General features: G+C 53.2%; 24 protein-coding genes. 17 read left to right on the top strand and 7 right to left on the bottom strand.

Annotated features, from left to right (window positions below):
• Position 1: 1 nt before the first annotated feature.
• Positions 2-2,422 (bottom strand): glycerol-3-phosphate 1-O-acyltransferase PlsB, encoded by a 2,421-nt coding sequence (plsB, locus tag HVZ52_RS21225; protein WP_181598665.1) that lies wholly within the window; start codon positions 2,420-2,422, stop codon positions 2-4.
• Between the two features lie 171 nt (positions 2,423-2,593).
• Between plsB and HVZ52_RS21220 the strand changes: the two genes are divergently transcribed.
• The 4 genes from HVZ52_RS21220 (at position 2,594) to HVZ52_RS21205 (ending at position 5,479) form a co-directional block, all read left to right on the top strand.
• Positions 2,594-2,962, top strand: coding sequence for a diacylglycerol kinase (locus HVZ52_RS21220; RefSeq protein WP_003826594.1), 369 nt, complete (start codon positions 2,594-2,596; stop codon positions 2,960-2,962).
• A gap of 109 nt (positions 2,963-3,071) precedes the next feature.
• Positions 3,072-3,680 (top strand): transcriptional repressor LexA, encoded by a 609-nt coding sequence (gene lexA, locus HVZ52_RS21215; RefSeq protein ID WP_003826596.1) that lies wholly within the window; start codon positions 3,072-3,074, stop codon positions 3,678-3,680.
• A gap of 134 nt (positions 3,681-3,814) precedes the next feature.
• A complete protein-coding gene (gene dinF / locus HVZ52_RS21210; protein ID WP_181598664.1) occupies positions 3,815-5,134 on the top strand; it encodes an MATE family efflux transporter DinF in 1,320 nt (439 codons plus the stop codon).
• 135 nt (positions 5,135-5,269) lie between these two features.
• Positions 5,270-5,479, top strand: coding sequence for a CsbD family protein (locus HVZ52_RS21205; RefSeq protein ID WP_019077869.1), 210 nt, complete (start codon positions 5,270-5,272; stop codon positions 5,477-5,479).
• Positions 5,480-5,527: 48 nt separating this feature from the next.
• Here the strand turns inward: HVZ52_RS21205 and zur are convergent, their stop codons facing one another.
• Positions 5,528-6,046, bottom strand: coding sequence for a zinc uptake transcriptional repressor Zur (gene zur / locus HVZ52_RS21200; RefSeq protein ID WP_065554812.1), 519 nt, complete (start codon positions 6,044-6,046; stop codon positions 5,528-5,530).
• A 115-nt stretch (positions 6,047-6,161) separates the two neighbouring features.
• On the opposite strand from zur, the gene HVZ52_RS21195 reads away from it, so the two are divergent.
• The 3 genes from HVZ52_RS21195 to pspG all read left to right on the top strand — a co-directional run bounded on the left by HVZ52_RS21195 (position 6,162) and on the right by pspG (position 8,132).
• On the top strand, positions 6,162-6,650 hold the full coding sequence (locus HVZ52_RS21195; RefSeq protein WP_016155350.1) for a cupin domain-containing protein: 489 nt from the start codon (positions 6,162-6,164) through the stop codon (positions 6,648-6,650).
• 107 nt (positions 6,651-6,757) lie between these two features.
• Entirely contained in the window at positions 6,758-7,756 is a 999-nt protein-coding gene (gene dusA, locus HVZ52_RS21190; protein ID WP_181598663.1) for a tRNA dihydrouridine(20/20a) synthase DusA, read from the top strand.
• Between the two features lie 133 nt (positions 7,757-7,889).
• The gene (pspG, locus tag HVZ52_RS21185) at positions 7,890-8,132 is read left to right on the top strand and encodes an envelope stress response protein PspG (protein WP_181598662.1); all 243 of its coding nucleotides are present in this window, start codon (positions 7,890-7,892) and stop codon (positions 8,130-8,132) included.
• Positions 8,133-8,364: 232 nt separating this feature from the next.
• On the opposite strand, the gene HVZ52_RS21180 is transcribed toward pspG, so the two are convergent.
• A complete protein-coding gene (locus tag HVZ52_RS21180) occupies positions 8,365-9,348 on the bottom strand; it encodes a quinone oxidoreductase (RefSeq protein WP_016155445.1) in 984 nt (327 codons plus the stop codon).
• A gap of 64 nt (positions 9,349-9,412) precedes the next feature.
• On the opposite strand from HVZ52_RS21180, the gene dnaB reads away from it, so the two are divergent.
• The 5 genes from dnaB (at position 9,413) to HVZ52_RS21155 (ending at position 14,725) form a co-directional block, all read left to right on the top strand.
• Positions 9,413-10,828: a replicative DNA helicase gene (gene dnaB / locus HVZ52_RS21175; RefSeq protein WP_003826610.1), complete on the top strand. Its 1,416-nt coding sequence runs from the start codon at positions 9,413-9,415 to the stop codon at positions 10,826-10,828.
• A gap of 47 nt (positions 10,829-10,875) precedes the next feature.
• The gene (gene alr / locus HVZ52_RS21170) at positions 10,876-11,955 is read left to right on the top strand and encodes an alanine racemase (protein WP_016155354.1); all 1,080 of its coding nucleotides are present in this window, start codon (positions 10,876-10,878) and stop codon (positions 11,953-11,955) included.
• A 129-nt stretch (positions 11,956-12,084) separates the two neighbouring features.
• On the top strand, positions 12,085-13,278 hold the full coding sequence (tyrB, locus tag HVZ52_RS21165; RefSeq protein ID WP_181598661.1) for an aromatic amino acid transaminase: 1,194 nt from the start codon (positions 12,085-12,087) through the stop codon (positions 13,276-13,278).
• A 250-nt stretch (positions 13,279-13,528) separates the two neighbouring features.
• Positions 13,529-14,242 carry an acid phosphatase AphA gene (gene aphA, locus HVZ52_RS21160; RefSeq protein ID WP_181598660.1) on the top strand — a complete coding sequence of 238 codons (714 nt, stop codon included), beginning with the start codon at positions 13,529-13,531 and terminating at the stop codon, positions 14,240-14,242.
• Positions 14,243-14,368: 126 nt separating this feature from the next.
• Complete coding sequence (locus HVZ52_RS21155) at positions 14,369-14,725, top strand: MmcQ/YjbR family DNA-binding protein (RefSeq protein WP_016155357.1); 357 nt, start codon at positions 14,369-14,371, stop codon at positions 14,723-14,725.
• Positions 14,726-14,819: 94 nt separating this feature from the next.
• Here the strand turns inward: HVZ52_RS21155 and uvrA are convergent, their stop codons facing one another.
• A complete protein-coding gene (uvrA, locus tag HVZ52_RS21150; RefSeq protein WP_181598659.1) occupies positions 14,820-17,642 on the bottom strand; it encodes an excinuclease ABC subunit UvrA in 2,823 nt (940 codons plus the stop codon).
• Positions 17,643-17,893: 251 nt separating this feature from the next.
• Between uvrA and ssb1 the strand changes: the two genes are divergently transcribed.
• On the top strand, positions 17,894-18,421 hold the full coding sequence (gene ssb1 / locus HVZ52_RS21145; RefSeq protein WP_016155359.1) for a single-stranded DNA-binding protein SSB1: 528 nt from the start codon (positions 17,894-17,896) through the stop codon (positions 18,419-18,421).
• A gap of 66 nt (positions 18,422-18,487) precedes the next feature.
• On the opposite strand, the gene HVZ52_RS21140 is transcribed toward ssb1, so the two are convergent.
• Positions 18,488-18,769 carry a YjcB family protein gene (locus HVZ52_RS21140; RefSeq protein ID WP_016155360.1) on the bottom strand — a complete coding sequence of 94 codons (282 nt, stop codon included), beginning with the start codon at positions 18,767-18,769 and terminating at the stop codon, positions 18,488-18,490.
• 551 nt (positions 18,770-19,320) lie between these two features.
• Here HVZ52_RS21140 and HVZ52_RS21135 point away from each other — a divergent pair.
• Positions 19,321-20,907, top strand: a complete 1,587-nt coding sequence (locus HVZ52_RS21135) for an EAL domain-containing protein (RefSeq protein ID WP_181598658.1) — start codon at positions 19,321-19,323, stop codon at positions 20,905-20,907.
• Between the two features lie 2 nt (positions 20,908-20,909).
• Here the strand turns inward: HVZ52_RS21135 and soxS are convergent, their stop codons facing one another.
• Positions 20,910-21,233 (bottom strand): superoxide response transcriptional regulator SoxS, encoded by a 324-nt coding sequence (gene soxS, locus HVZ52_RS21130; protein WP_016155362.1) that lies wholly within the window; start codon positions 21,231-21,233, stop codon positions 20,910-20,912.
• A gap of 86 nt (positions 21,234-21,319) precedes the next feature.
• On the opposite strand from soxS, the gene soxR reads away from it, so the two are divergent.
• From soxR to HVZ52_RS21115, 3 genes are all read left to right on the top strand, one after another.
• On the top strand, positions 21,320-21,778 hold the full coding sequence (gene soxR, locus HVZ52_RS21125) for a redox-sensitive transcriptional activator SoxR (protein WP_016155363.1): 459 nt from the start codon (positions 21,320-21,322) through the stop codon (positions 21,776-21,778).
• A 604-nt stretch (positions 21,779-22,382) separates the two neighbouring features.
• A complete protein-coding gene (ghxP, locus tag HVZ52_RS21120; RefSeq protein WP_016155449.1) occupies positions 22,383-23,732 on the top strand; it encodes a guanine/hypoxanthine transporter GhxP in 1,350 nt (449 codons plus the stop codon).
• 157 nt (positions 23,733-23,889) lie between these two features.
• Entirely contained in the window at positions 23,890-25,536 is a 1,647-nt protein-coding gene (locus HVZ52_RS21115) for a Na+/H+ antiporter (protein ID WP_016155450.1), read from the top strand.
• A gap of 84 nt (positions 25,537-25,620) precedes the next feature.
• Here HVZ52_RS21115 and HVZ52_RS21110 read toward each other — a convergent pair whose 3' ends face one another.
• Positions 25,621-26,511 carry a LysR family transcriptional regulator gene (locus HVZ52_RS21110; RefSeq protein ID WP_016155366.1) on the bottom strand — a complete coding sequence of 297 codons (891 nt, stop codon included), beginning with the start codon at positions 26,509-26,511 and terminating at the stop codon, positions 25,621-25,623.
• Positions 26,512-26,513: the final 2 nt, after the last annotated feature.

The raw sequence follows: 26,513 nt of genomic DNA, 5'->3' as shown, positions 1-26,513 counted from the left end.
CTTACTCGCCCTGTGTGGCGCTCTCGATGGTCAGACGCACATCTGACGTGACCAGTTCGGCCAACATCTGATAGATCTTCATTGTCTCTTCCGGTTCGGCATCTCCGGTATCGCTGATGAATCCCTCGTCACGCAGCGTCAGCACCAGAGAGCTGAACACGGCTTTATCGAAGAATTCCGGCGCGTTAATGCCGTGCAGTACGGAGAGGCGTTGCGCCACGGTGCGGCTCTCTTTCTCCAGCGTGCCACGGTTGATAGACGGGTTCGCGCTCAGTAGCCAGAAGGTAATGGCGTAGCGTTGCAACGTCTCGCGAGCACCCGCCGCCAACAGCTGTAGCGTACGAGAGCGGGCCGGATTGATATGCAGTTCGTCATCGTTCAGGGCGATCAGTCCCTGGCGCTGCATTTCGCTGGCCAGTTCGTCAATCACTCCGGTGAGTTCATCACGCTCCCAACGTAAGAACAGCTCTGCTTTCAGCATCGGATACAGCGCATCAATATGCTGTTGTAGCGCGGCGCGTGAAATACGACGATGCTGAGTCACAATGGCTGCCATTAACGAAGGCAGAACCAGCATATGCGCAATGTTGTTGCGGTAATACGTCATCAATACCGCCTGCTCGCGCGGCAGAATGATGATGTCACCGATGGTGTCTTTCTCGACCTCAAACTTATTCATCTGTAAGGCATGGTCGATCAATTCACTGGCGCTCTGCGCAGGAACCGTAGCATCCGCCGCGTACGGCACGTTGCGCAGCAGACTCAGATAGCAGTCGAGCTGTTCAGTCAGTTGCTCACGGGTCAGAGAGCGCTGGCGGGAGGCCAACAGCGCGGTACAGCACAGGTTCATGGCATTGGCCGCGCCTGCATTGTTAATGCGTACCATCAGATCGGCGGCAATGTTATTCACTGTCGGCGTCAGCCAGGCCGGGCGGATGGACTCGATAGGATCGATCGATTCACGCCACTCCGGTACATGCTGGTTGAGGTAAGTCATCAATGGCATCGGTTCGCCAAAGTTGACATAACCCTGACCCAGATTACGCAGCTTGCTCAAGCCACGCAGCATTTGCGGCAAACTCTCTTTCTCTTTCGTCGCGCCACGCAGCTCTTTCGCGTACGTGCCCACTTCCATTACGTGCTCATAGCCGATGTAGATGGGTACGAGGGTAATCGGACGCGTACCGCCGCGCAGCATCGCCTGAATGGTCATCGACAGCGTGCCGGTTTTCGGGTCGAGCAGACGCCCGGTACGTGAACGGCCTCCTTCGACAAAGTATTCAACCGAGTAGCCGCGGCTGAACAGCTCGCCCAGGTATTCGCGGAAAACGGTGGAATAGAGCTTGTTGCCCTTGAAGGTACGACGAATAAAGAACGCGCCCAGACGACGGAAAATCGGACCTGCTGGCCAGAAGTTCAGGTTGATACCGGCAGCGATGTGCGGCGGAACCAGCCCCTGGTGGTACAGAACGTACGACAGCAGCATATAGTCCATATGGCTGCGGTGGCACGGAACATAGACGATTTCGTGCCCATCGTGCGCCAACTGACGTACACGCTCCGCATTGTGAACGTTAATCCCCTGATACAGACGGTTCCAGGTAAAGCCCAGAATACGGTCTGTCAGACGAATCATCTCGTAGGAGAAGTTGGCGGCAATCTCTTCCATCAGCGCAATGGCATTTTGCTGCGCTTTTTCGTGGGAGATTTTTTTACTGCGCGCTTCATCTTCTACCGCGCGAGCGATAGCTTTTGAGGCCAGCAGTTTATTGAACAGGTCCTGGCGGGCAGGGAGGCGCGGGCCGACTGCGGCCAGACGCTGACGAGCAAAGTGCATGCGCGCCACGCGAGCCAGCTTCTGAGCGATGATTTTATCCGTACCGTGTTCGTCCGCCATGCGACGCAGGGAGACCGACGGGGAGAAGCGGACAAAACTGTCGCGACCCAGCCAGGACACAGCAAAGAATTTCTGTACGCCGTTCAGCATGCGCAGCGGCGGATTGACCTCGCCTTTTTCACGCCCAGGCGCACGGCCAAACATCACCGAAACTGGCACCATTTGCACATCCAGGTCTGGATTGCTGCGATGCAAGTCGAGATAGTTATGGAACAGCTTAATGGACTCTTCTTTCGGCGTGTAATAGGTGAACACGCGCGGGCCGCCGTGAATAAACACGTAGCGCGGCAGCAGAGTTCCGTCTATCTCCAGCGGTTCCAGGGGATCCGGGAGATCGTGCACCAGACATTGGGCACGCAGCGTCAGCAAGTCTGCTTTTGAATTGTACGGTAGGACGTACATAATGGGACGCGAAGTATCGAGCCCCAATTCCGGGGCAGGTTCTGCCGGAATAGACTTGCTTTTTACCAGGACGCTTAATGGTAAATTCAGTAATTTGTAGTAAATTCGTGGCCAGCCGGACATAAACGATGTAAAGCCTCTGGTTAATAATGCAAATGCGCTGCAAGGATATCAGAAAGTTTAGTGAATTTCTGGTGTATCCGGTCATACTTCGCGCTGCTTTGCCACACCCTGAAACAAACGGGGTAACGTTACAATGACATTGACGCTAATAATGTAAAAAGGTTCTTTTTGATGGCCAATAATACCACTGGATTCACCCGAATTATCAAAGCTGCAGGCTATTCCTGGAAAGGTTTTCGCGCCGCATGGATCAATGAGGCGGCATTCCGCCAGGAAAGCGTTGCCGTACTGTTGGGCGTAGCCATCGCCTGCTGGCTGGACGTTGACGCCATTACCCGCGTGCTGTTGATTGGTTCCGTGATGCTGGTGATGATCGTTGAAATCCTCAACAGTGCGATTGAGGCGGTGGTTGACCGTATTGGCTCTGAGTATCACGAACTTTCCGGTCGGGCGAAAGATATGGGCTCGGCAGCGGTATTGCTGTCTATTTTTGTCGCTCTGATCACCTGGGGCATCCTGTTGTGGTCGCATTTGCGATAAAGATTCCACAACTGCATAAATCTCCTGTTTTTTGTGCAGTTTGCGGTTCCAAAATCACCTTTAGCTGTATATACTCACAGCATAACTGTATATACACCCAGGGGGCGGAATGAAAGCGTTAACGGCCAGGCAGCAAGAGGTGTTTGATCTCATTAGGGATCACATCAGCCAGACAGGTATGCCACCGACGCGTGCGGAGATCGCGCAGCGTTTGGGGTTCCGTTCCCCAAACGCCGCTGAAGAACACCTGAAAGCGCTTGCGCGTAAAGGCGTCCTTGAAATTGTATCCGGCGCATCGCGCGGTATTCGACTGCTGCAGGAAGAAGAAGAAGGGTTACCGCTTGTCGGACGCGTAGCGGCAGGCGAGCCACTGCTGGCGCAGCAGCACATCGAAGGCCACTATCAGGTCGATCCTTCACTGTTCAAACCGAACGCCGATTTTCTGCTGCGCGTCAGCGGTATGTCGATGAAAGACATCGGTATTATGGACGGTGATTTACTGGCTGTGCATAAAACTCAGGATGTGCGTAACGGTCAGGTTGTTGTTGCCCGTATCGACGACGAAGTCACCGTTAAGCGCCTGAAAAAGCAGGGCAACAAGGTTGAACTCCTGCCTGAAAACAGCGAATTTAAACCTATTGTTGTCGACCTGCGCGAGCAAAACTTCACTATTGAAGGGTTGGCGGTAGGCGTCATTCGTAACGGTGAATGGCTGTAATTTTCTGTTGATTCCCTGTAGCCCGGGTAAGACGTTTACGTCGCTATCCGGCAACTTGCCCGGGGGCGCTACGCTTACCGGGCCTACACAGCATCTTTTTTCAGTACATCTAACTTCTTCTCAGGCTCTCCTGTATGCCTTTCTTTACCTCTTCTGATAAAGCACTCTGGCACCTCGCCTTACCGATGATCTTCTCCAATATCACCGTTCCCCTGTTGGGACTGGTGGATACCGCGGTGATTGGTCATCTGGATAGTCCGGTCTATCTTGGCGGCGTTGCTGTTGGCGCCACGGCGACCAGCTTTCTCTTTATGGTGCTACTTTTTTTGCGCATGAGTACCACCGGCCTTACCGCGCAGGCATTTGGCGCGAAAAATCCGCAGGCGCTGGCGCGCGCGTTGGTGCAGCCGCTATTGCTGGCGCTGGGCGTGGGGCTGCTTATCGCACTGTTTCGTACGCCGATTATCGATCTGGTTCTGCACATTGTCGGCGGAAGTGAGGCGGTACTGGAGCAGGCCCGACGCTTCCTGGAAATCCGCTGGTTAAGCGCACCTGCGTCGCTGGCGAATCTGGTGCTGCTCGGCTGGTTGCTTGGCGTTCAGTATGCGCGCGCGCCAGTTATCCTGTTGATTGTCGGCAATATTCTCAACATTGTGCTCGATTTATGGCTGGTAATGGGCCTGCATATGAACGTGCAGGGGGCGGCGTTGGCGACGGTGATTGCCGAATATGCCACGCTGCTGATTGGCCTGATGATGGTACGCAAAGTCCTGCATATGCGTGGAATTTCGCTGGCAATGTTGAAGCTGGCGTGGCGTGGCAACTTCCGTCGTTTGCTGGCGCTCAACCGCGACATCATGCTGCGTTCTCTGCTGCTACAGCTCTGCTTTGGGGCCATTACGGTTCTTGGCGCGCGTTTGGGAGGCGATATCATCGCGGTTAACGCCGTTCTGATGACTCTGCTGACGTTTACCGCCTACGCGCTGGATGGATTTGCCTATGCTGTGGAAGCGCATTCGGGTCAGGCCTATGGGGCGAGGGATGGCAGCCAGTTGCTTGATGTCTGGCGGGCGGCCTGTCGACAGTCCGGTATTGTGGCTATTCTTTTTTCGCTGGTTTATGCCCTGTTTGGCGAGCAGATTGTTGCGCTGCTGACCTCGCTGCCGCAAATCCAACTTTTGGCCGATCGCTATCTTTTCTGGCAGGTGGTTTTGCCGCTAGTGGGAGTGTGGTGTTATCTGCTCGACGGTATGTTTATTGGAGCGACACGGGCTGCAGAAATGCGCAACAGTATGGCCGTTGCCGCAGCAGGATTCGCATTAACGCTACTGGCTTTACCGTTGCTGGGAAATCATGGTTTGTGGCTGGCGTTAACCGTTTTTCTCGCACTGCGTGGGCTTTCCCTGGCCTTTATCTGGCGGCGTCACTGGCGTAATGGAACCTGGTTTGCCTGAGCGGATGGTTAAAAATTCCGAATAGTAAATAAAACCCAGAATCCCTGACTACACTTATTCTCACGTCCAGCAAAAACAGCATGTGTCTGGACATGGCACTCTCGCTATTCACAACCTAACGATGAGGACTTGATGATGAATAAAGACGAAGTCGGCGGCAACTGGAAGCAGTTTAAAGGTAAAGTGAAAGAGCAATGGGGCAAACTGACCGATGATGATATGACGGTCATTGAAGGTAAACGTGACCAACTGGTCGGTAAAGTCCAGGAGCGTTACGGTTACGCGAAAGATCAGGCGGAGAAAGAAGTGACCGATTGGGAAAAACGTAATGATTACCGCTGGTAATTAACCCTTCCCTCCTGAGAGTACAAGGATGTACGCTCTCCCACCCGCTTAACGCCCAACTTTCTTCTTCACCTGAATCGTATGGTCATGCTGGCATTCGCCAGGGTGACGACATGACTCAACCTCCACACAGGCCGGGCACAGTCCATGGGCTTCAATAACGTTATGTCGCAGGGCAAAGCCCATTTTTGCTGCCAGCGTATGCATGATGTCTTCCACGCCTTCCGCGCACTCTTCTTTTACCACACCACAGCGGTCGCAAATGAACATTGCGGAACTGTGGGTTGGCTGATCGAACAGATGGCAAAGCACATAGCTGTTGGTGGATTCCACCTTGTGCACAAACCCTTGTTCCAGCAGAAAATCGAGCGCACGATACACGGTCGGCGGCTTGGCCTGCGGCTCGGTTTCCCGCAACAGGTCAAGTAGGTCGTAAGCGCTGATTGCGCCTTCCTGCAGGCTCATCAGGCGCAGCACTTCGAGGCGTTGTGGCGTAAGCCGTACGTTGCGTTGCGCACAGAGTTTTTCAGCTTGAGCCAATAAGTCCTGCGTGGTGGTTTTGTCCATTTGGCGCCTCGATTTGCGTGCAAGGTTAATCCCTTACTTTAACATGTTCTGTTTAAAACACCGAGATCCACCACGGTGTGCTATACCTGACCCATCGCAATACTGGAAAATAATCATGAAAAGACCCGATTGTATTCGTCACTGGCGTGAAGTTGAGGGGGCTGATGACTCCACCTATCCCGACAGCGATGAGCTGTTTTCCATAGGTGCGCCGCTTGCCCGCAAGCTGGGGTTAGGGCGACTCGGCATTCATCATGAGCGCCTGCCGCCGGGCCGGCGCACCTCGTATCCGCACGCTGAAAGCGATGAGGAAGAGTTTATCTATGTGCTGGAAGGATATCCTGAAGCCTGGATTAACGGTTATTTATGGAAGCTGGAACCGGGCGACAGCGTCGGTTTCCCGGCGGGCACCGGCGTGTGTCACACCTTTATCAATAACACCAGTGAAGAGGTACGTCTGCTGGTCGTGGGTGAGGCAAACAAAAAATACAATCGTATTTATTATCCGCTTAATCCGGTTTATGCCGCCACGCGTGAGGACCGTTGGGTCGACCATCCGCCGCAGTTTTTTGGATCTCACGACGGAAAACCGGGGCGTAAATAGCGCTTGTCGGGGAGCAGGGAGGGGGAACTGCGAGGATGTGGCTCACTATCGTAACGGTCTATGCTATAGTAGCGCCCCTTTTTTAACCGGATGCTTGAATATTCGCCATGCTGCCTGAATCTCAGTCTATCGCTTTTCCCGCTCATCGTTTTTCTATCGCGCCGATGCTCGACTGGACGGACAGACATTGCCGCTACTTTTTGCGCTTACTGTCCCGCCAGACGCTGCTCTATACGGAGATGGTAACCACCGGCGCGATCATTCATGGTAAAGGCGATTATCTGGCGTATAGCGAAGAAGAACATCCGGTCGCTTTGCAACTGGGCGGGAGCGATCCGGCTGCGCTGGCGCAGTGCGCAAAGCTTGCTGAACAACGGGGCTATGACGAAATTAACCTCAACGTGGGTTGCCCTTCCGATCGTGTACAGAATGGAATGTTTGGTGCCTGTCTGATGGGAAATGCGCAACTGGTCGCTGATTGCGTCAAAGCGATGCGCGATGTGGTATCGATTCCGGTAACGGTGAAAACCCGTATCGGTATTGATGACCAGGACAGCTACGAATTCCTGTGCGATTTCATCAACACGGTCTCCGGTAACGGTGAATGTGAGATGTTTATCATCCACGCCCGTAAGGCTTGGTTGTCCGGGTTAAGCCCGAAAGAAAACCGCGAAATCCCACCGCTGGATTATGACCGTGTTTACCAGCTAAAGCGCGATTTTCCGCATCTGACGATGTCGATTAACGGTGGCATAAAATCGCTGGAAGAAGCGAAAATCCATCTGCAACATATGGATGGCGTGATGGTGGGGCGCGAAGCTTATCAAAACCCAGGCATTCTGGCGTCCGTTGACCGCGAGATTTTTGCTGTCACCAGCGAAGATGCCGATCCGGTCGCCGTAGTGCGTGCGATGTATCCGTATATTGAGCGTGAACTGAGTAAAGGAACCTATTTGGGGCATGTCACGCGCCATATGCTGGGACTGTTTCAGGGGATTCCAGGGGCACGGCAGTGGCGTCGCTATCTGAGCGAAAATGCGCATAAAGCCGGGGCAGATATTGAGGTTCTGGAACATGCGCTGAAGCTGGTGGCAGACAAACGTTAAGTTTTCGCCAAAAGTTAGTGAATTTCACCACGCCCTGCGCTTCGTCGCGGGGCGTTTGCTTTATAAATCAATATATTAATTTTGGCATGTTTCTTGTAAAGCTGTGGAGAGTATTTCATTTCGGGAGAGAGCCATGCTGGAACTACTTTTTGTGATTGGATTTTTTATCATGTTGATGGTCACCGGCGTATCTTTGCTGGGAGTGCTGGCCGCATTGGTGGTAGCCACTGCGGTGATGTTTTTGGGCGGACTATTTGCGTTGATGATTAAACTGTTGCCCTGGCTGTTATTAGCCGTTGCCGTGGTGTGGGTTATCAAGGCGATAAAAACGCCAAAAGTCCCACAGTATCAGCGCAATAACCGTCGATTTTACTAAGGTATTGAGCGGTGTGTCACAACCTGCAACATTGCCTTTAGAAGCAAATAGGAATTGATTATCAAATCTGTCACTATTGCCAGGTTAACGAATTCATCGAGCTGTACCCTACATACAGCCGAACTAAAAAAAGAAAGGGCTTCCTACGGGAAGCCCTAATTCTTTCTTCCCCCTTCATAATTCAAACCGCAGGTTTGTTGGCGGCTTGAATTATTTAGCGGAAATGAGGGCGTTACGGGATCAACAAACTCGACCCCTGTGTGGCCCGGCTTTCCAGCACTTCATGAGCACGCTGCGCGTCGTGCAGTGCGAACGTCTGGCCCGGTGCGACATCCACTTTGATCACTCCGCTGGCAATCAGCGAGAAAAGCTCATTGCTGGCTTCGGTTAATTCATGGTGGTTGGTGATGTAACCCTGGAGTGAAGGGCGAGTCACGTACAGCGAACCTTTCTGATTCAGAATGCCTAAGTTAACGCCAGTCACCGGTCCGGAAGCATTACCAAAGCTGACCATGAGCCCCCGGCGCTGCAGGCAATCCAGTGAGGCTTCCCAGGTATCTTTCCCCACCGAGTCATACACCACCCGCACTTTTTTACCGCCAGTGATCTCTTTTACACGTTCTACAATGCTCTCTTCACGATAGTTAATGACCTGCCATGCGCCGGCCTGCAGCGCAATTTGCGCTTTTTGCGCATTACCGACGGTGCCAATCAGCTTCGCACCCAATGCTTTTGCCCACTGGCAGGCAATCATACCGACGCCGCCTGCTGCCGCATGGAATAAAAATGGTTCATCGGGCTGAATTTCATAGGTCTTACGCAACAGATAAAAAACGGTGAGCCCTTTAAGAAATGAGGCGGCAGCTTGTTCAAACGAGATAGCGTTGGGCAAAATAGCGGTTTTATCCGCCGGGACGTTATGCACTGAGCTGTAGGCGCCCAGGGGAGACTGAGCGTAAACCACGCGATCGCCGGCTTTAATGTGCGTCACTTTGCTACCGACTTTACTGACCACGCCTGCGGCTTCGGTACCCAGACCGCTGGGCAGAGAAGGCGGCGGATAAAGACCACTGCGGATATAGGTGTCGATATAGTTGATCCCAATCGCTTTGTTCTCGACCTGGATTTCATTTTCCGCCGGGTCTACGGGCGTAAACTCCACTGCCTTGAGTACATCAGGGCCACCATGCTTGTGAAATTCAATACGTGTTGCCATGCTTCCTCCAAAAGAAATGTGGTAATCTTTCGACCCAATCATTATCTCGGTAACTCCATTCACTATGGCAGGAAATAAACCCTTCAACAAACAACAGACTGATGCTCGTGAGCGCGATCCCCAGGTCGCCGGGCTGAAAGTACCGCCGCACTCGATTGAAGCGGAACAGTCGGTGTTGGGCGGTTTAATGCTGGATAACGAGCGCTGGGACGATGTGGCTGAGCGTGTGGTGGCGGAAGATTTTTATACCCGACCGCACCGGCACATCTTCACCGAAATGCATCGCCTGCAGGAGATGGGAAAACCCATCGATCTGATCACGCTTGCAGAATCGCTGGAAGTTCAGGGGCAACTGGACAGCGTCGGCGGTTTTGCTTACCTGGCTGAGTTATCTAAAAATACGCCAAGTGCAGCGAACATTAGTGCCTATGCGGATATTGTCCGCGAACGTGCCGTTGTTCGTGACATGATTTCGGTGGCGAACGAGATCGCGGAAGCCGGGTTTGATCCGCAAGGCCGTTCCAGTGAAGATCTGCTGGACCTCGCGGAATCCCGCGTCTTTAAAATTGCTGAAAGTCGCGCCAATAAAGACGAAGGTCCGAAAAATATTACCGATGTGCTCGACGCTACCGTCGCGCGTATCGAACAGCTGTTCCAGCAGCCCCACGATGGTGTCACCGGGGTCAACACCGGTTATGACGACCTCAATAAAAAGACTGCTGGTTTGCAGCCGTCAGACTTAATTATCGTCGCCGCGCGTCCGTCGATGGGTAAAACGACATTTGCAATGAACCTCGTCGAAAATGCGGCGATGTTGCAAGATAAGCCGGTTCTTATCTTTAGTCTTGAAATGCCCTCAGAACAGATCATGATGCGTTCCCTGGCCTCACTCTCACGTGTAGACCAAACCAAAATCCGTACCGGTCAACTGGATGATGAAGACTGGGCGCGAATTTCCGGAACAATGGGTATTTTGCTGGAGAAACGAAACATCTATATTGATGACTCCTCCGGCCTGACGCCAACGGAAGTGCGCTCACGTGCCCGTCGTATCGCCCGCGAACACGGTGGTATCGGACTTATCATGATCGACTACCTGCAGCTGATGCGCGTGCCGTCGCTCTCCGACAACCGTACGCTGGAAATTGCTGAAATTTCCCGCTCGCTGAAAGCGTTAGCGAAAGAACTGCATGTGCCGGTGGTGGCGCTGTCGCAGCTTAACCGCTCTCTGGAACAACGCGCCGATAAGCGTCCGGTCAACTCGGATCTGCGTGAGTCCGGCTCCATCGAGCAGGATGCCGACTTAATCATGTTTATCTATCGTGATGAGGTTTATCACGAAAACAGCGACTTGAAAGGCATCGCCGAGATCATTATCGGTAAACAGCGTAACGGCCCGATCGGTACGGTGCGCCTGACGTTTAACGGTCAGTGGTCGCGCTTCGATAACTATGCTGGCCCGCAGTACGACGACGAATAACAACACTGAATCAGGTTACTCAAGCAAATACTTATCAAGGAATACAAATGCAAGCGGCAACTGTAGTCATTAACCGCCGCGCTCTGCGACACAACCTGCAACGTCTGCGTGAACTGGCTCCAGCCAGTAAACTGGTTGCGGTCGTGAAAGCGAACGCTTACGGCCATGGTCTGTTAGAGACCGCGCGAACGCTCCCCGATGCGGACGCTTTTGGTGTCGCTCGTCTTGAAGAAGCCCTGCGGTTGCGAGCGGGAGGGATCACGCAGCCCATCCTGCTGCTGGAAGGATTTTTTGATGCTTCCGATCTGCCGACTATCTCCGCGCAGCGTCTGCATACTGCCGTCCACAACCAGGAGCAGCTTGAAGCTCTGGAAGCCGCGGTACTGGCTGAACCGGTCACCGTCTGGATGAAGCTCGACACGGGAATGCACCGCCTGGGCGTGCGTCCGGAGCAGGCCGAGGCGTTTTATCAGCGCTTGACGCAATGCGAAAACGTCCGCCAGCCGGTCAATATCGTCAGCCACTTTGCGCGTGCGGACGAGCCTGAGTGCGGTGCGACCGAAAAGCAGCTCGATATCTTCAATAGCTTTTGCGCAGGTAAACCGGGTCAGCGTTCGATCGCCGCGTCGGGTGGTATTCTGCTGTGGCCGCAGTCTCACTTCGACTGGGCGCGTCCGGGGCTGATTCTGTATGGCGTATCGCCGTTGGAAAACCACTCTATCGGTGCCGATTTTGGCTGCCAGCCGGTGATGTCGCTCACTTCCAGCCTGATTGCGGTGCGTGAACACAAAGCGGGCGAGCCGGTTGGCTATGGTGGAACCTGGCTGAGCGAGCGCGACACGCGTCTGGGCGTGGTGGCGATGGGCTATGGCGATGGTTATCCGCGCGCTGCGCCGTCTGGGACACCGGTACTGGTCAATGGCCGTGAAGTGCCGATCGTCGGTCGCGTCGCGATGGATATGATTTGCGTCGATTTAGGTCCCGAGGCGCAGGATAAAGCCGGCGATTCGGTTATCCTGTGGGGTGAAGGCCTGCCCGTTGAACGCATTGCTGAAATGACGAAAGTAAGTGCTTACGAACTTATCACGCGCCTGACCTCAAGGGTGGCAATGAAGTACATCGATTAAGTTCATGATGTGCCGGATAAGGCGGTTACGCCGCCATCCGGCAATATTCCTCTCAACATCCTCTCGATCTTCTCCCGCTTCCGGTTTATTGTGTTCTTAACCCCTGCCTGTAAACCTGGAGAACCACACGTGTTTCAAAAAGTTGACGCCTACGCCGGCGACCCGATTTTATCGCTCATGGAGCGTTTCAAAGACGATTCACGTAGCGACAAAGTGAACCTCAGCATCGGTCTGTACTACAACGAAGACGGCATTATTCCTCAGCTTAAAGCGGTGGCAGAAGCGGAAGCCCGACTGAATGCCAAACCGCATGGCGCTTCGCTGTATCTGCCGATGGAAGGTCTGAACACTTATCGCCATACTATTGCGCCGCTGCTGTTTGGCGCAGAGCATCCGGTTCTCCAGCAGCAGCGCGTCGCAACGATTCAGACGCTGGGCGGCTCCGGTGCGCTAAAGGTTGGCGCAGACTTCCTGAAACGCTATTTTCCTGATTCTGGCGTGTGGGTCAGCGATCCGACCTGGGAAAACCACATCGCGATTTTTGAAGGTGCTGGATTCGAAGTAAGTACTTACCCCTGGTATGACAACACCACCAATGGCGTGCGTTTCAACGACCTGCTGGCCACGCTGAACACCTTACCGGCGCGCAGCATCGTACTGCTGCATCCGTGCTGCCATAACCCGACGGGTGCGGATTTAACCCCCGCGCAATGGGATGGTGTAATTGAGATCCTGAAAGCTCGCGATCTGATCCCGTTCCTGGATATTGCTTACCAGGGTTTCGGCGGTGGAATGGAAGACGATGCCTATGCGATCCGCGCCATTGCCAGCGCCGGATTACCTGCACTGGTCAGCAACTCATTCTCGAAGATTTTCTCTTTGTACGGCGAACGTGTCGGCGGACTTTCAGTGGTCTGTGAAGACGCTGATGCCGCCAGCCGCGTTCTGGGGCAGCTAAAAGCGACGGTGCGTCGTAACTATTCCAGCCCGCCAAACTTTGGTGCGCAGGTCGTGGCCGCAGTGTTGGGTGATGACGCGCTGAAAGCCAGCTGGCTGGCGGAAGTCGAAGAGATGCGTACCCGTATTCTGGCGATGCGCCAGGCGCTGGTTAACGTATTGAATGCGGAGATCCCAGGTCGTAACTTTGATTACCTGCTGCAACAGCGCGGGATGTTCAGCTATACCGGGCTCAGCGCTGCTCAGGTCGATCGCCTGCGCGATGAGTTCGGTGTGTACCTGATAGCCAGTGGTCGTATGTGCGTGGCCGGGTTGAATCACGGTAACGTGCAGCGGGTGGCGAAGGCATTTGCCGCCGTCATGTAACCGGGTTTTTAGGCCTGATAAGCGTCGCGCCATCAGGCATTGTGTTGCCGGATGGCGGTGTAATCACCTTATCCGGCCTACTTTCTTTCACCGTGCTATTGGTCTGTTTTCCAATGTGATCATGCTCTTTTTCCAGGACAAAACCAGAGAAAATCCTTCCTTTCCCTCCCCCTAAGGGGTAAGGTCAGATAGTTTTTTGACCAGTTGTTAATAAAAAAATGATAACTAACTGACTACTTAGGGAAAAAATATGCGCAAGTTTACGTTGGCACTGAGTGCCGTTTGTTTATTGTTCACGCTAAATCAGCCGGCCCAGGCGTTAGTTTCTTCTCCCTCTCAGCTTAATCCAGGCACCAACGTTGCAAAACTCGCTGAGCAGGCACCCATTCACTGGGTCTCCGTGGCACAAATTGAAAACAGCCTGACCGGACGCCCGCCGATGGCCGTCGGGTTTGATATCGATGACACCGTCCTCTTTTCCAGCCCAGGCTTCTGGCGCGGTCAAAAAACGTATTCTCCGAACAGTGAGGATTACCTGAAAAATCCGGCCTTCTGGGAAAAAATGAACAATGGCTGGGACGAATTCAGCATTCCGAAAGAAGTGGCGCGTCAGCTGATTGATATGCACGTGCGTCGCGGCGACAGCATCTTTTTCGTAACCGGGCGTAGCCAGACGAAGACCGAAACGGTGTCGAAAACGCTGTCCGATAACTTTCACATCCCGGCCGGCAATATGAACCCGGTCATTTTTGCCGGTGATAAGCCGGGCCAGAATACGAAAACGCAGTGGCTGCAGGATAAAAATATCCGTATGTTCTACGGCGACTCTGATAATGACATTACCGCCGCCCGAGATGTGGGTATTCGCGGTATTCGTATTTTACGCGCTTCTAACTCCACTTATAAACCGTTGCCACAGGCCGGCGCGTTTGGTGAAGAGGTGATCGTCAACTCGGAGTATTGAGGACGTTGCTTGCGGTTGTTGTTTTTTTAAACAAATTTGCGTTACCTGCTTTTACCTTTTGCGGACTTGCTGCACACTGAATAAAAGATGTTCTCATTAGGCAATATGCTGGTAAGGGGAATTAAGATGACGAATTCGGAGTTGCTGCAATACTGCATGGCAAAAATGGGCGCCGAGCAGAGCGTACACAGTGACTGGAAGGCCACACAAATCAAAGTCGAAGATGTGCTTTTTGCCATGGTAAAAGAGGTGGAAGAACGCCCGGCGGTGTCACTGAAAACCAGCCCGGAACTGGCAGAGTTGTTACGTCAGCAGCATAGCGATGTACGGCCAAGCCGGCATCTCAATAAGGCGCACTGGAGTACGGTGTATCTGGACGGCTCGCTGCCGGATTCGCAAATCTACTACCTGGTAGACGCCTCTTATCAGCAGGCCGTAAACACGCTGCCGGAAGATAAACGCCGGATACTGGCGCAGTCCTGATCTGTTTTCCGCAATGAGGCGCCAGCGCCTTATCCGGCCTACAAGCAATTATGCATATTTTGTAGGCCTGATAAGCGTAGCGCCATCGGCATGATTACAACAGTGGTTTGAGGAAACGGGCCGTGTGTGAGGCTCCACACTCAGCGACTGTTTCTGGTGTGCCTGAAACCAGAATTTCCCCGCCGCCGCTGCCGCCTTCCGGACCGAGATCGACAATCCAGTCAGCGGTTTTTATCACGTCCAGATTGTGCTCAATCACTACGATGGTGTTGCCCTGATCCCGGAGCTGATGCAGCACGTCCAGCAGTTGCTGAATATCCGCAAAATGCAGACCGGTGGTCGGTTCGTCGAGAATATACAGCGTTTGACCGGTACCGCGTTTGGACAGTTCACGCGCCAGCTTCACGCGCTGCGCTTCACCGCCCGAGAGCGTGGTGGCGGACTGACCCAGTCGAATGTACGTCAGACCCACGTCCATCAGCGTTTGCAGCTTACGCGCCAGCGCCGGAACGGCATCGAAGAACTCACGCGCTTCTTCAATCGTCATATCCAGCACTTCGTGGATAGTCTTGCCCTTGTACTTAATCTCCAGTGTTTCGCGGTTATAGCGCTTGCCCTTACACTGATCGCACGGCACGTAGATATCCGGCAGGAAGTGCATTTCGACTTTGATCACGCCGTCGCCCTGACAGGCTTCACAGCGTCCGCCGCGGACGTTAAAGCTGAAACGACCCGGAGTATAACCGCGCGCACGCGACTCCGGCACGCCGGCAAACAGTTCGCGCACTGGCGTAAACACGCCGGTGTAGGTTGCCGGGTTAGAGCGCGGCGTACGGCCAATCGGGCTTTGGTCAATGTCGATCACTTTGTCGAAATGTTCCAGACCCTGAACATCACGATATGGCGCGGGTTCAGCCAGCGTGGCGCCGTTCAGCGCCGTCTGCGCAATCGGGAACAGCGTGTCGTTAATTAGCGTCGATTTACCCGAACCGGAAACACCGGTAATGCAGGTAAATAAACCAACCGGCAGCGTCAGCGTGACATCTTTCAGGTTGTTACCGCGCGCGCCGGTCAGCTTCAACACTTTTTCCGGGTCTGCCGCCACGCGCTGTTTCGGCACTTCAATCTTGCGCTTACCGCTCATGTACTGGCCGGTCAGCGACTCAGGCACGGCCATGATATCTTTTAGCGTACCTTCGGCAACCACCTGGCCACCGTGAACGCCCGCGCCGGGGCCGATGTCGATGACGTGGTCAGCGGCGCGAATCGCGTCTTCATCGTGCTCAACCACAATGACGGTATTGCCCAGATTACGCAGGTGGATAAGCGTGCCTAACAGACGCTCGTTATCGCGCTGATGCAGACCGATAGACGGTTCATCCAACACGTACATTACGCCGACCAGACCTGCGCCGATCTGGCTTGCCAGACGAATACGCTGGGCTTCGCCGCCGGAGAGCGTTTCTGCTGAACGCGACAGCGTCAGATAGTTGAGGCCGACGTTGACCAGGAACTTCAGACGATCGCCAATCTCTTTGAGAATTTTCTCTGCAATCTTCGCTCGCTGACCCGCAAGCTTCAGGTTGTTGAAGAAATCCATGGCGTGACCGATGCTCATGTCGGAAATCGCGGGCAGCGGCGTATTTTCGACAAATACGTGGCGGGCTTCCCGGCGTAAACGCGTCCCCTCACAGCTGGCGCACGGTCGGTTGCTAATGAACTTGGCTAATTCTTCACGTACCGCGCTGGATTCCGTCTCTTTATAACGGCGCTCCATATTGTGCAATACGCCTTCGAACGGATGGCGGCGTACGGACGTATCGCCGCGATCGTTCATGTATTTAAATTCGATATTCTCTTTACCGGAACCGTACAGCACCACTTTATGCACGGCAGGGTTCAGGCTGGCCCATGGGGCTTCGACGTCGAATTTATAGTGTTCCGCCAGTGACTTAAGCATCTGGAAGTAATAGAAGTTACGGCGATCCCAGCCGCGGATAGCACCACCGGCCAGCGACAGTTCCGGATTTTGGATCACCCGGTCAGGATCGAAATACTGCTGCACGCCGAGACCGTCACAGGTCGGGCATGCACCCGCTGGGTTATTGAACGAGAACAGGCGTGGTTCCAGCTCGCGCATGCTGTAGCCGCAGATCGGGCAGGCGAAGTTGGCGGAGAACAGCAACTCTTCCGCTTTCGGATCGTCCATATCGGCGACCACCGCCGTACCACCGGACAGTTCCAGCGCGGTTTCAAAGGATTCTGCCAGTCGCTGGGTGAGATCGTCGCGGACTTTAAAGCGGTCAATCACCACTTCAATAGTGTGTTTCTTTTGCAGTTCAAGCTTGGGCGGATCGGAAAGGTCGCACACTTCACCGTCGATACGGGCGCGGATATAGCCCTGGCCTGCCAGGTTTTCCAGCGTTTTAGTATGCTCGCCTTTACGCTCTTTAATCACCGGCGCCAGCAGCATCAGACGTTTGCCTTCCGGCTGCGACAGAACGTTGTCCACCATCTGGCTAACGGTCTGGGCCGCCAGGGGAACGTCGTGATCCGGGCAGCGCGGTTCGCCAACGCGGGCAAACAGCAGACGCAGATAGTCGTGAATTTCGGTAATCGTACCTACCGTGGATCGCGGGTTGTGGGATGTCGATTTTTGTTCAATTGAGATGGCGGGAGACAGCCCCTCAATGTGGTCGACATCCGGCTTTTCCATCAGCGACAGAAACTGACGCGCGTACGCGGAAAGGGATTCAACGTAACGACGCTGCCCTTCGGCATACAAGGTGTCGAAAGCGAGCGAAGATTTGCCTGAGCCCGAAAGCCCGGTGACGACAATCAGCTTGTCGCGCGGGATGACGAGGTTGATGTTCTTGAGATTATGGGTGCGGGCGCCCCGAACTTCGATCTTATCCATTCATCTTTCCCGGATTAAACGCTTTTTTGCCTGGCTGCATGGTGCTACCGGCGATCACAAACGGTTAATTATGACACAACCTGACCTGAATGGATATACAGTATTGGAATGCAAAACGCAGATGCCTGTGCAACAATGTCTGTCTGGGGTTGTTTACTGGAATCGATCTCGCAACGTAGTAAAAGCGCTATTGGAAATGCTACAATCCCGCGCTTACACTTATTCAGTAACGTTTTTCAGGAGACACGATCATGGCCAGCAGAGGCGTAAACAAGGTGATTCTCGTCGGTAATCTGGGCCAGGACCCGGAAGTACGCTATATGCCGAATGGTGGCGCAGTTGCCAACATTACGCTGGCTACTTCCGAATCCTGGCGTGATAAAGCGACCGGCGAAATGAAAGAGCAGACTGAATGGCACCGTGTGGTGCTGTTTGGCAAACTGGCGGAAGTTGCCAGCGAATATCTGCGTAAAGGTTCCCAGGTCTATATCGAAGGTCAGCTGCGTACCCGCAAATGGACCGATCAATCCGGCGTAGAAAAGTACACCACTGAAGTTGTGGTTAACGTTGGCGGCACCATGCAAATGCTGGGCGGTCGTCAGGGTGGTGGGGCTCCGGCAGGTGGCGGCCAGCAGCAGGGTGGTTGGGGTCAGCCTCAGCAGCCGCAAGGTGGCAATCAGTTCAGCGGCGGCGCGCAGTCTCGCCCGCAGCAGCAGTCGGCTCCGGCAGCGCCGTCTAATGAGCCGCCGATGGATTTCGACGACGATATTCCGTTCTAATCCTTCTGCTTTTCGCTGAAAATTATGGCTACCTCAGAACTGGGGTAGCCATATGCAATTCTGTTATCAGTTCAACACCATCGGCCAGTCTGGCGGTGTATGACTCATCACTTCAACCATTACGGTTTCAATGTTCTTCCAGATTGCGGACATATCCACCAGGGTTATGCCGAGTAATCCGGTCGCAAACCAGCAGGCAAATACCAGCCCTAAACCGCTGCTAATGACGGCCAGGCCAATATAATCTGATTTACGAAAACGGATATTGAGCGTACTGGCTAAAAACATCAGCACTGCACTGAGTAATTGCCACCGCAGAAGAACCACGCCAGTTGTTATCGTTGCCATGAAAAACGTCCTCAGAAAGTCTGGATGCCCAGGACAGCGCGGGGGTGTTCACCGAGGGTGTAGTACTCTGGCTATCGACGGGCAATAACATGAATGAAACATCGTTTCTGTTACATGATTTTTGTGAACTATATCACATATGCTCGTTTGTTCACCAGTGTTGGGCGTATTTTTTGCAGGATGATAACCATGTTAAATATGTGGTTATATTTAAGGAAGCAATGATACTAAATAATCAATCTTAAAGATGCATTTTTGTTACCTGTTTTATTTATCCTAAATTCATCGTTAAAAAAATCTAATGAATTTCTTAAATAAAGCCAGGATAGTGCTTATAAAAAATTACTCCTTGAGGATAATAACGTTATGAAATAAGCATAACTTTAAGTTTGCCTTACGGAAAAATAATATCATCATCAACTATTATCAGACTTTTACATAGAGAAGTCTGTTGCTAATACTGATAGATTCATGCAACTTAATCAGTCGGTGTTTATAGCATCTTGCCTTAATGGGTTCTGGCATATACGAAACAGGGAAACAGGGCTGACATGAATCACAGTGCGCGACGCAAGATACTGAAGTTCCTCGGAACATTCATGGTGGTATTGCTCCCCGTGGTGCTGGCGTTATGGTTTGCTCAAATCCGGGCAATGTCCGAAACCCGTAATCAACTTCGCTCTTTTGCGCAACTGGTGTTAAATAAAACTGAATTGGTGATCCAACAAGCCGATTTAGCGCGAGATATGGCCCTGTTGTATCAAGGTAAGATGTGTACCCCGGCACATCAGAAAAATATGCTAGATATTATTCGTGGTCGTTTATATATCAGCGAGCTAATTTATGCGCAGGGCGATCATTTTTTGTGCTCTACGTCGATGGCGCCGCCAGTCGCCTATATTATGCCGACCGCCGACTATAAACGTACGCCGGACATCTCCATCTATTACTATCGCGATACCCCCTTTTTCGCTGGCTACAGAATGACGTATATGCAACGTGGAAACTACGTTGTCGTCATCAACCCATTATCTTACAGCGAAGTTATGTCAGATGACCCGGACCTGTCCTGGGGCGTGTATGACACGGTAACGGGTACTTTTTTCTCTGCCAGCGAAGGGGCGCCTATTGCGCAGTTATTGCCGTTGGTGCACGGTGAAGCCTCAACCTTCCAGTTGGACGATCGCTTCTACACCAAAGTGCATTCAGAAAAACGCCCGATTGCGATTATTGTGTCGACCTCGGATAAACGCATACATTCGATTTTCTATCATGAGGCTGCGTTAACGATTCCTTTCGGGATTATCTGCAGCATCCTGATGCTGTTAATGTGGTGGCGCACGCGTCAGGAATACTTATCTCCTCGCCGCTTGTTAAAACGCGCAATCAAAAAACGTCAACTGTGTCTGCACTACCAGCCGATCATTGATATCGAAAACGGTCAGTGCGTAGGGGCTGAGGCTCTGCTGCGCTGGCCGAGCTGTGATGGTGAAGTAATGAGCCCAACCGAGTTTATTCCGCTGGCTGAAAAAGAGGGAATGATTGAGCGGATCACGGATTACGTGATTGAAGAGGTATTCAACGATTTAGGATATTTTCTTTCGGCGCATCCTCAGCTTTATATCTCGATAAACCTCTCTGCTTCTGACTTTCATTCATCCCGACTTATTGCCCTGATTACCGACAAAAACCGTGAGTACTCTGTGGCGGCGCAGCAAATTAAAGTCGAGGTGACGGAACGCGGGTTTATTGATGTAGATAAAATGACCGCGGTAATCCAGGCGTTTCGTCAGGCGGGTTATGAAGTGGCGTTTGATGATTTTGGGACGGGATATTCCAATCTACACAATTTATCCGCGTTGAATATCGATATCCTGAAGATCGACAAATCATTTATTAGTACGTTGTCCACCAACAGCACCAGTCACCTGATTGCCGAACATATCATCGAAATGGCGCAAAGCTTACACCTGAAGATGATTGCGGAAGGGGTAGAGACGGTTGAGCAAATCGAGTGGCTGCGCGAACGTGGCGTACAGTATTGTCAGGGCTGGTATTTTGCGAAGGCGCTGCCGCCACAGGAGTTCATGCACTGGATACAACGGTCGCCCGCCATACTGACGCAGAGCGGGCAATAATCTTACAGGCGGTGGCGGTAATCGCTGGGGGTACGATCAAACTCGCGGCGAAACACGCGTGAGAAGGTTTGTTGTGATACATAACCAAGATCCATCGCGATATCGAAAATAGGTCGCTCGGTCGTCCGCAGTTCAACAGCAGCCAGCAGGAGTCGACGCTGGCGGATATAGTCACCCAACGTCTGGCGCATCACCGTGCGGAACATTCTCTGTAAATACCACTTCGAGTAACCTGATTTTTTCGCCACCGCCTCAATGTTCAGCGGCTGATCGATATGGTCGTCAATCCATTCAATAAGGGTCTGAATAATCTGCTGATGGGACATAGGGCTGCCTCTTTTTCAGTATTCGATTCGTCGTTTTGTCTGTGGGCGAGTATAATTCCTCAAGTTAACTTGAGGTAAAGCGATTTATGGAAAAGAAATTACCCCGAATAAAAGCGCTGCTCACGCCAGGTGAAGTCGCAAAGCGTAGCGGCGTAGCGGTATCAACCCTGCATTTCTATGAAAGCAAAGGGTTAATCAGCAGTATGCGCAACAGCGGCAATCAGCGCCGATACAGACGTGATGTGTTGCGTTATGTGGCGATTATCAAGATTGCTCAACGCATCGGGATCCCGTTGGCAACGATCGGTGACGCGCTCGGCGTATTACCTGAAGGACATTCGCTCAGTGCTAAAGAGTGGAAGCAGCTCTCTTCGCAATGGCGTGAAGAGCTGGATCGACGCATTCATACTTTAGTGGCGCTACGCGATGAACTGGATGGGTGTATTGGTTGCGGTTGTTTGTCGCGCAGCGATTGCCCGTTGCGTAACCCAGGCGATCAGCTTGGCGAGAAGGGGACCGGGGCGCGTCTGCTGGAAGATGATTGATGTGAAATATCTGATGGATTGACGGATATAAAACTAAAGCGCCACAGAGGGCGCTTTAGTTTGGTTCCGGTCTTTGTCTTTCACTCTATCCCGCTGGTTCACGGGAGGGTTTCCCCCGACATCAACACCCCTCAGTCGAGCACATTAGGTGAGGTTCCGGTCTGTGTTGATAATGTAATTGTAAGCCACCTCTCTCCATTTACCAGTGAAATGGTGATTTTTTAGCCAAAAAATTTTCCGCATCTTCACCGGTTTTCTTGCGCAAGTTTGCGTGAAAAAGGCACACCGATGTTGTAATAACTCCGCAAAATTTGTTGCCAGACTGCGCATTGACGATAACGTTTGCGCATCGACTGATTATTTATTGCGCGTTATAAGAAGAAATGAGTAAAAAGCGGCAAAGTTCAGTTGAAAACCAGCGTATGATCGCTGGATAATCGTTTGCTTTTTTTTACCACCCGTTTTTTATGCGCGGAGCTAAACGTTTGCTTTTTTGCGACACCCCTATTGACGCAAACCTGGCACATGGAGAAAACGTTTAGCAGGCAGTGGATTGTCCAGCACGCATAATGACGAAAAAATAAACTCTCAGGGGATGTTTTCTATGTCTACGCCTTCAGCGCGTACCGGCGGTTCACTCGACGCCTGGTTTAAAATTTCGCTCCGCGGCAGTACCGTTCGTCAGGAAGTCGTTGCCGGATTAACGACGTTCCTGGCCATGGTCTACTCCGTTATCGTGGTTCCGGGGATGCTGGGTAAAGCCGGATTCCCGCCTGCCGCTGTATTTGTGGCAACCTGTCTGGTCGCGGGCGTCGGTTCTATTGTGATGGGCCTGTGGGCAAACCTGCCGCTGGCGATTGGCTGCGCCATTTCTTTGACGGCGTTTACCGCGTTCAGCCTGGTACTGGGACAACATATCAGCGTGCCTGTTGCGTTGGGTGCGGTGTTCCTGATGGGTGTCCTGTTTACCATCATTTCCGCGACCGGTATTCGTAGCTGGATCCTGCGCAATCTACCGCAGGGTGTTGCGCACGGTACGGGGATTGGTATCGGCCTGTTCCTGCTGCTGATTGCGGCAAACGGCGTGGGTCTGGTTATTAAAAACCCGCTGGACGGCCTGCCGGTTGCGCTGGGCGATTTCGATACCTTCCCGGTGATTATGTCGCTGGTAGGTCTGGCGGTGATTATTGGCCTCGAAAAACTGAAAGTACCGGGCGGTATCCTGCTGACTATTATCGGTATTTCCGTAGTGGGTCTGATTTTCGACCCAGCCGTACATTTCTCCGGTATTTTTGCCATGCCTTCTCTGAGCGACGAAAACGGCAACTCGCTGATCGGTAGCCTGGATATTATGGGCGCACTAAACCCGATCGTACTGCCGAGCGTGCTGGCGCTGGTCATGACCGCTGTCTTCGATGCGACCGGAACCATCCGTGCGGTAGCCGGACAGGCGAATCTGCTGGATAAAGACGGACAGATTATTGACGGCGGCAAAGCGCTGACCACCGACTCCCTGAGCAGCGTGTTCTCTGGCCTGGTGGGCGCTGCACCGGCGGCGGTTTATATTGAATCTGCAGCGGGTACGGCGGCAGGCGGCAAAACTGGCCTGACGGCGATCACCGTTGGCGTACTGTTCCTGCTGATCCTGTTCCTCTCTCCGCTCTCTTATCTTGTACCAGTATATGCAACGGCGCCTGCGCTGATGTATGTGGGTCTGTTGATGTTGAGCAACGTAGCGAAAATCGACTTTGCTGACTTTGTCGACGCTATGGCGGGGCTGGTAACGGCCGTATTTATCGTGCTGACCTGTAACATCGTGACCGGCATTATGATTGGCTTTGCTACCCTGGTGATTGGCCGTATCGTCTCTGGCGAATGGCGCAAACTGAACATCGGCACAGTGGTCATCGCCATCGCGCTGGTGGCCTTCTACGCTGGTGGTTGGGCTATCTAATCCTCATTTGATGAAGATTCTGAAAACGGGTGGCTTTGGCCGCCCGTTTTTATTTTCACAACACTCTCGTTGTCTTTTGCGTTACTCTCAAGTAGATAGAATTGAGGCACGACGCCTCTCATCACTGATCATAAGAAACATCGCAAACAGGGAACGCATGGAAATCTTTTTCACCATACTCATCATGACCCTTGTGGTCTCGCTGTCGGGGGTTTTTACTCGCGTATTGCCATTCCAACTCCCTTTACCCCTTATGCAGATCGCCATCGGCGCCTTGCTGGCGTGGCCGACGTTTGGTTTGCATGTGGAATTCGATCCTGAGCTTTTTCTGGTTCTGTTCATCCCGCCGCTGCTTTTCGCCGATGGCTGGAAGACGCCAACCCGTGAGTTTCTGGAGCACGGGCGAGAGATCTTCGGCCTTGCGCTGGCGCTGGTTCTGGTCACGGTGGTCGGGATTGGCTTTATGATTTACTGGCTGGTGCCGGGGATCCCTCTCATCCCAGCCTTTGCGCTGGCCGCTGTCCTGTCGCCAACCGATGCCGTGGCCCTTTCCGGCATAGTGGGCGAGGGACGCATACCGAAGAAAATCATGGGTATCCTGCAGGGTGAAGCGTTGATGAACGACGCCTCCGGTCTGGTATCACTGAAATTTGCCGTCGCCGTGGCGATGGGCACGATGGTGTTTACGGTTGGTGGCGCAACGCTTGAGTTCTTCAAGGTAGCGATTGGCGGTATCCTGGCCGGTTTTGTCGTCAGTTGGCTGTACGGGCGCTCCCTGCGTTTTCTCAGCCGCTGGGGTGGTGATGAACCGGCAACGCAAATCGTTCTGCTGTTCCTGCTGCCGTTTGCGTCTTACCTGATTGCGGAACACATCGGTGTTTCCGGCATCCTCGCGGCGGTCGCAGCCGGGATGACCATCACCCGTTCCGGGGTAATGCGCCGGGCGCCGCTGGCGATGCGTTTACGTGCTAACAGCACCTGGGCGATGCTGGAGTTTGTGTTTAACGGCATGGTTTTCTTGCTGTTAGGACTGCAGTTGCCGGGGATTCTGGAGTCTTCTTTGGCGGCGGCAGAAGCCGATCCGAATGTAGAAATCTGGATGCTGTTTACCGATATCGTGCTGATTTACGTGGCGCTGATGCTGGTACGTTTTGGCTGGCTGTGGACGATGAAGAAGTTTAGCCTGCGCTTCCTGAAGAAAAAGCCGATGGAGTTTGGTTCCTGGACGACGCGTGAAATCATGATCGCCTCCTTTGCGGGCGTGCGTGGGGCCATTACCCTCGCCGGTGTGCTCTCCATTCCGCTGCTGTTACCGGATGGTAGCGGCTTCCCGGCGCGATATGAGCTGATCTTCCTTGCCGCGGGCGTGATTCTGTTCTCGCTGTTTGTTGGCGTGGTGATGCTGCCGCTTCTGCTGCAACACCTGGAAGTGGCAGACCACTCGCAGCAGCAGAAAGAGGAACGAATTGCCCGCGCTGCCACGGCCGAAGTGGCGATTGTCGCCATCCAGAAAATGGAGGAACGTCTGGCCGCAGACACCGAAGAGAACATCGACAATCAGTTGCTCACCGAGGTGAGTTCACGCGTCATCGGTAACCTGCGTCGACGCGCCGACGGACGCAACGACGTAGAAAGCTCGATGCAGGAAGAAAACCTCGAGCGGCGTTTCCGTCTGGCGGCCCTGCGCTCCGAGCGCGCGGAACTTTATCACCTGCGCGCCACGCGGGAAATCAGCAATGAGACGCTGCAAAAACTGCTGCACGATCTGGATTTGCTGGAAGCGCTGTTGATCGAGAACGAATAAACGGTTGTGCCTGATGGCGCTACGCTTATCAGGCCTACGGAATCCAATTGTAGGTCTGATAAGCGTTAAGCCGCACCCGGCATGTTACGACTCTTGCGTTAGCCAGAACCCTTCACAGCATTTGAGCCACGCCTGGGCGCTGTGCGACAGATACACACCTTCGCGCCAAATCATGCCCAACTGCCAGCGTAAATCACTCTCCAAAGGGATCCAGCGCAGCGTCTGCTTATCCAATCGCTGGCAAATCGGCTCCGGTAAAATGGCGATCCCGACTCCGGCTTGCACCATCGCCGCCAGAAAATCCCACTGCCCACTGCGTACCGCGATGCGGGGTTTGACGTTGTGCTGGTTAAACAGCTCAAGCAACTGACGGCTCAACGCGAAATCTTCGTTATAGATAAGCAGGGGATGCTCCGCTAACGCCTCGGGGGAAATGGATTCACACGTTGTCCACTGACCGGAGCGGGGGACCAGCACGCAGAGCGGATGGCTAAAAAGCGGTAAGGTCGCCAGGCCGCTCTCTTCTTCAACCGGCAGCGCGGTCATCGCGACATCCAGATCGCCATTCATCACCGCCTGCTGGACGGTTAAGCCTCCAAATTCAGACACCTTCAGTTCAACGCCGGGATAGCGCTGGCGAAACAGGCTGATAGGCCCGGCCATCAACATACCGACCATGGGGGGGATGCCGAGGCGCAGCACTCCCTTGTTGAGGTGATTAATGTCGCTGAGTTCTGCTTCGAGCTGGCGAAACTCGGCGAGGATCGCCAGGCCGCGTTCGAAAACAACCTGTCCGGTGTCGGTTAACAGGAGTCGCCGACCGTCGCGGATTAACAGCGTGCAGTTAAGCTCGTCTTCAAGGTTCTTCAACATCTTGCTGATGGTGGGCTGGGTGACAAAAAGCTTCTCCGCTGCGCGGGTAAAGCTCTGCTGACGAACCACCTCAACAAAATAGCGCAGCGTTCTGATATCCATGA

Origin of the sequence: Citrobacter sp. RHB36-C18 (assembly GCF_013814485.1) — a bacterium.
In the GTDB taxonomy this organism is placed as follows: Bacteria; Pseudomonadota; Gammaproteobacteria; order Enterobacterales; family Enterobacteriaceae; genus Citrobacter; species Citrobacter braakii.
This window is presented reverse-complemented; position numbering and strand designations above follow the sequence as displayed.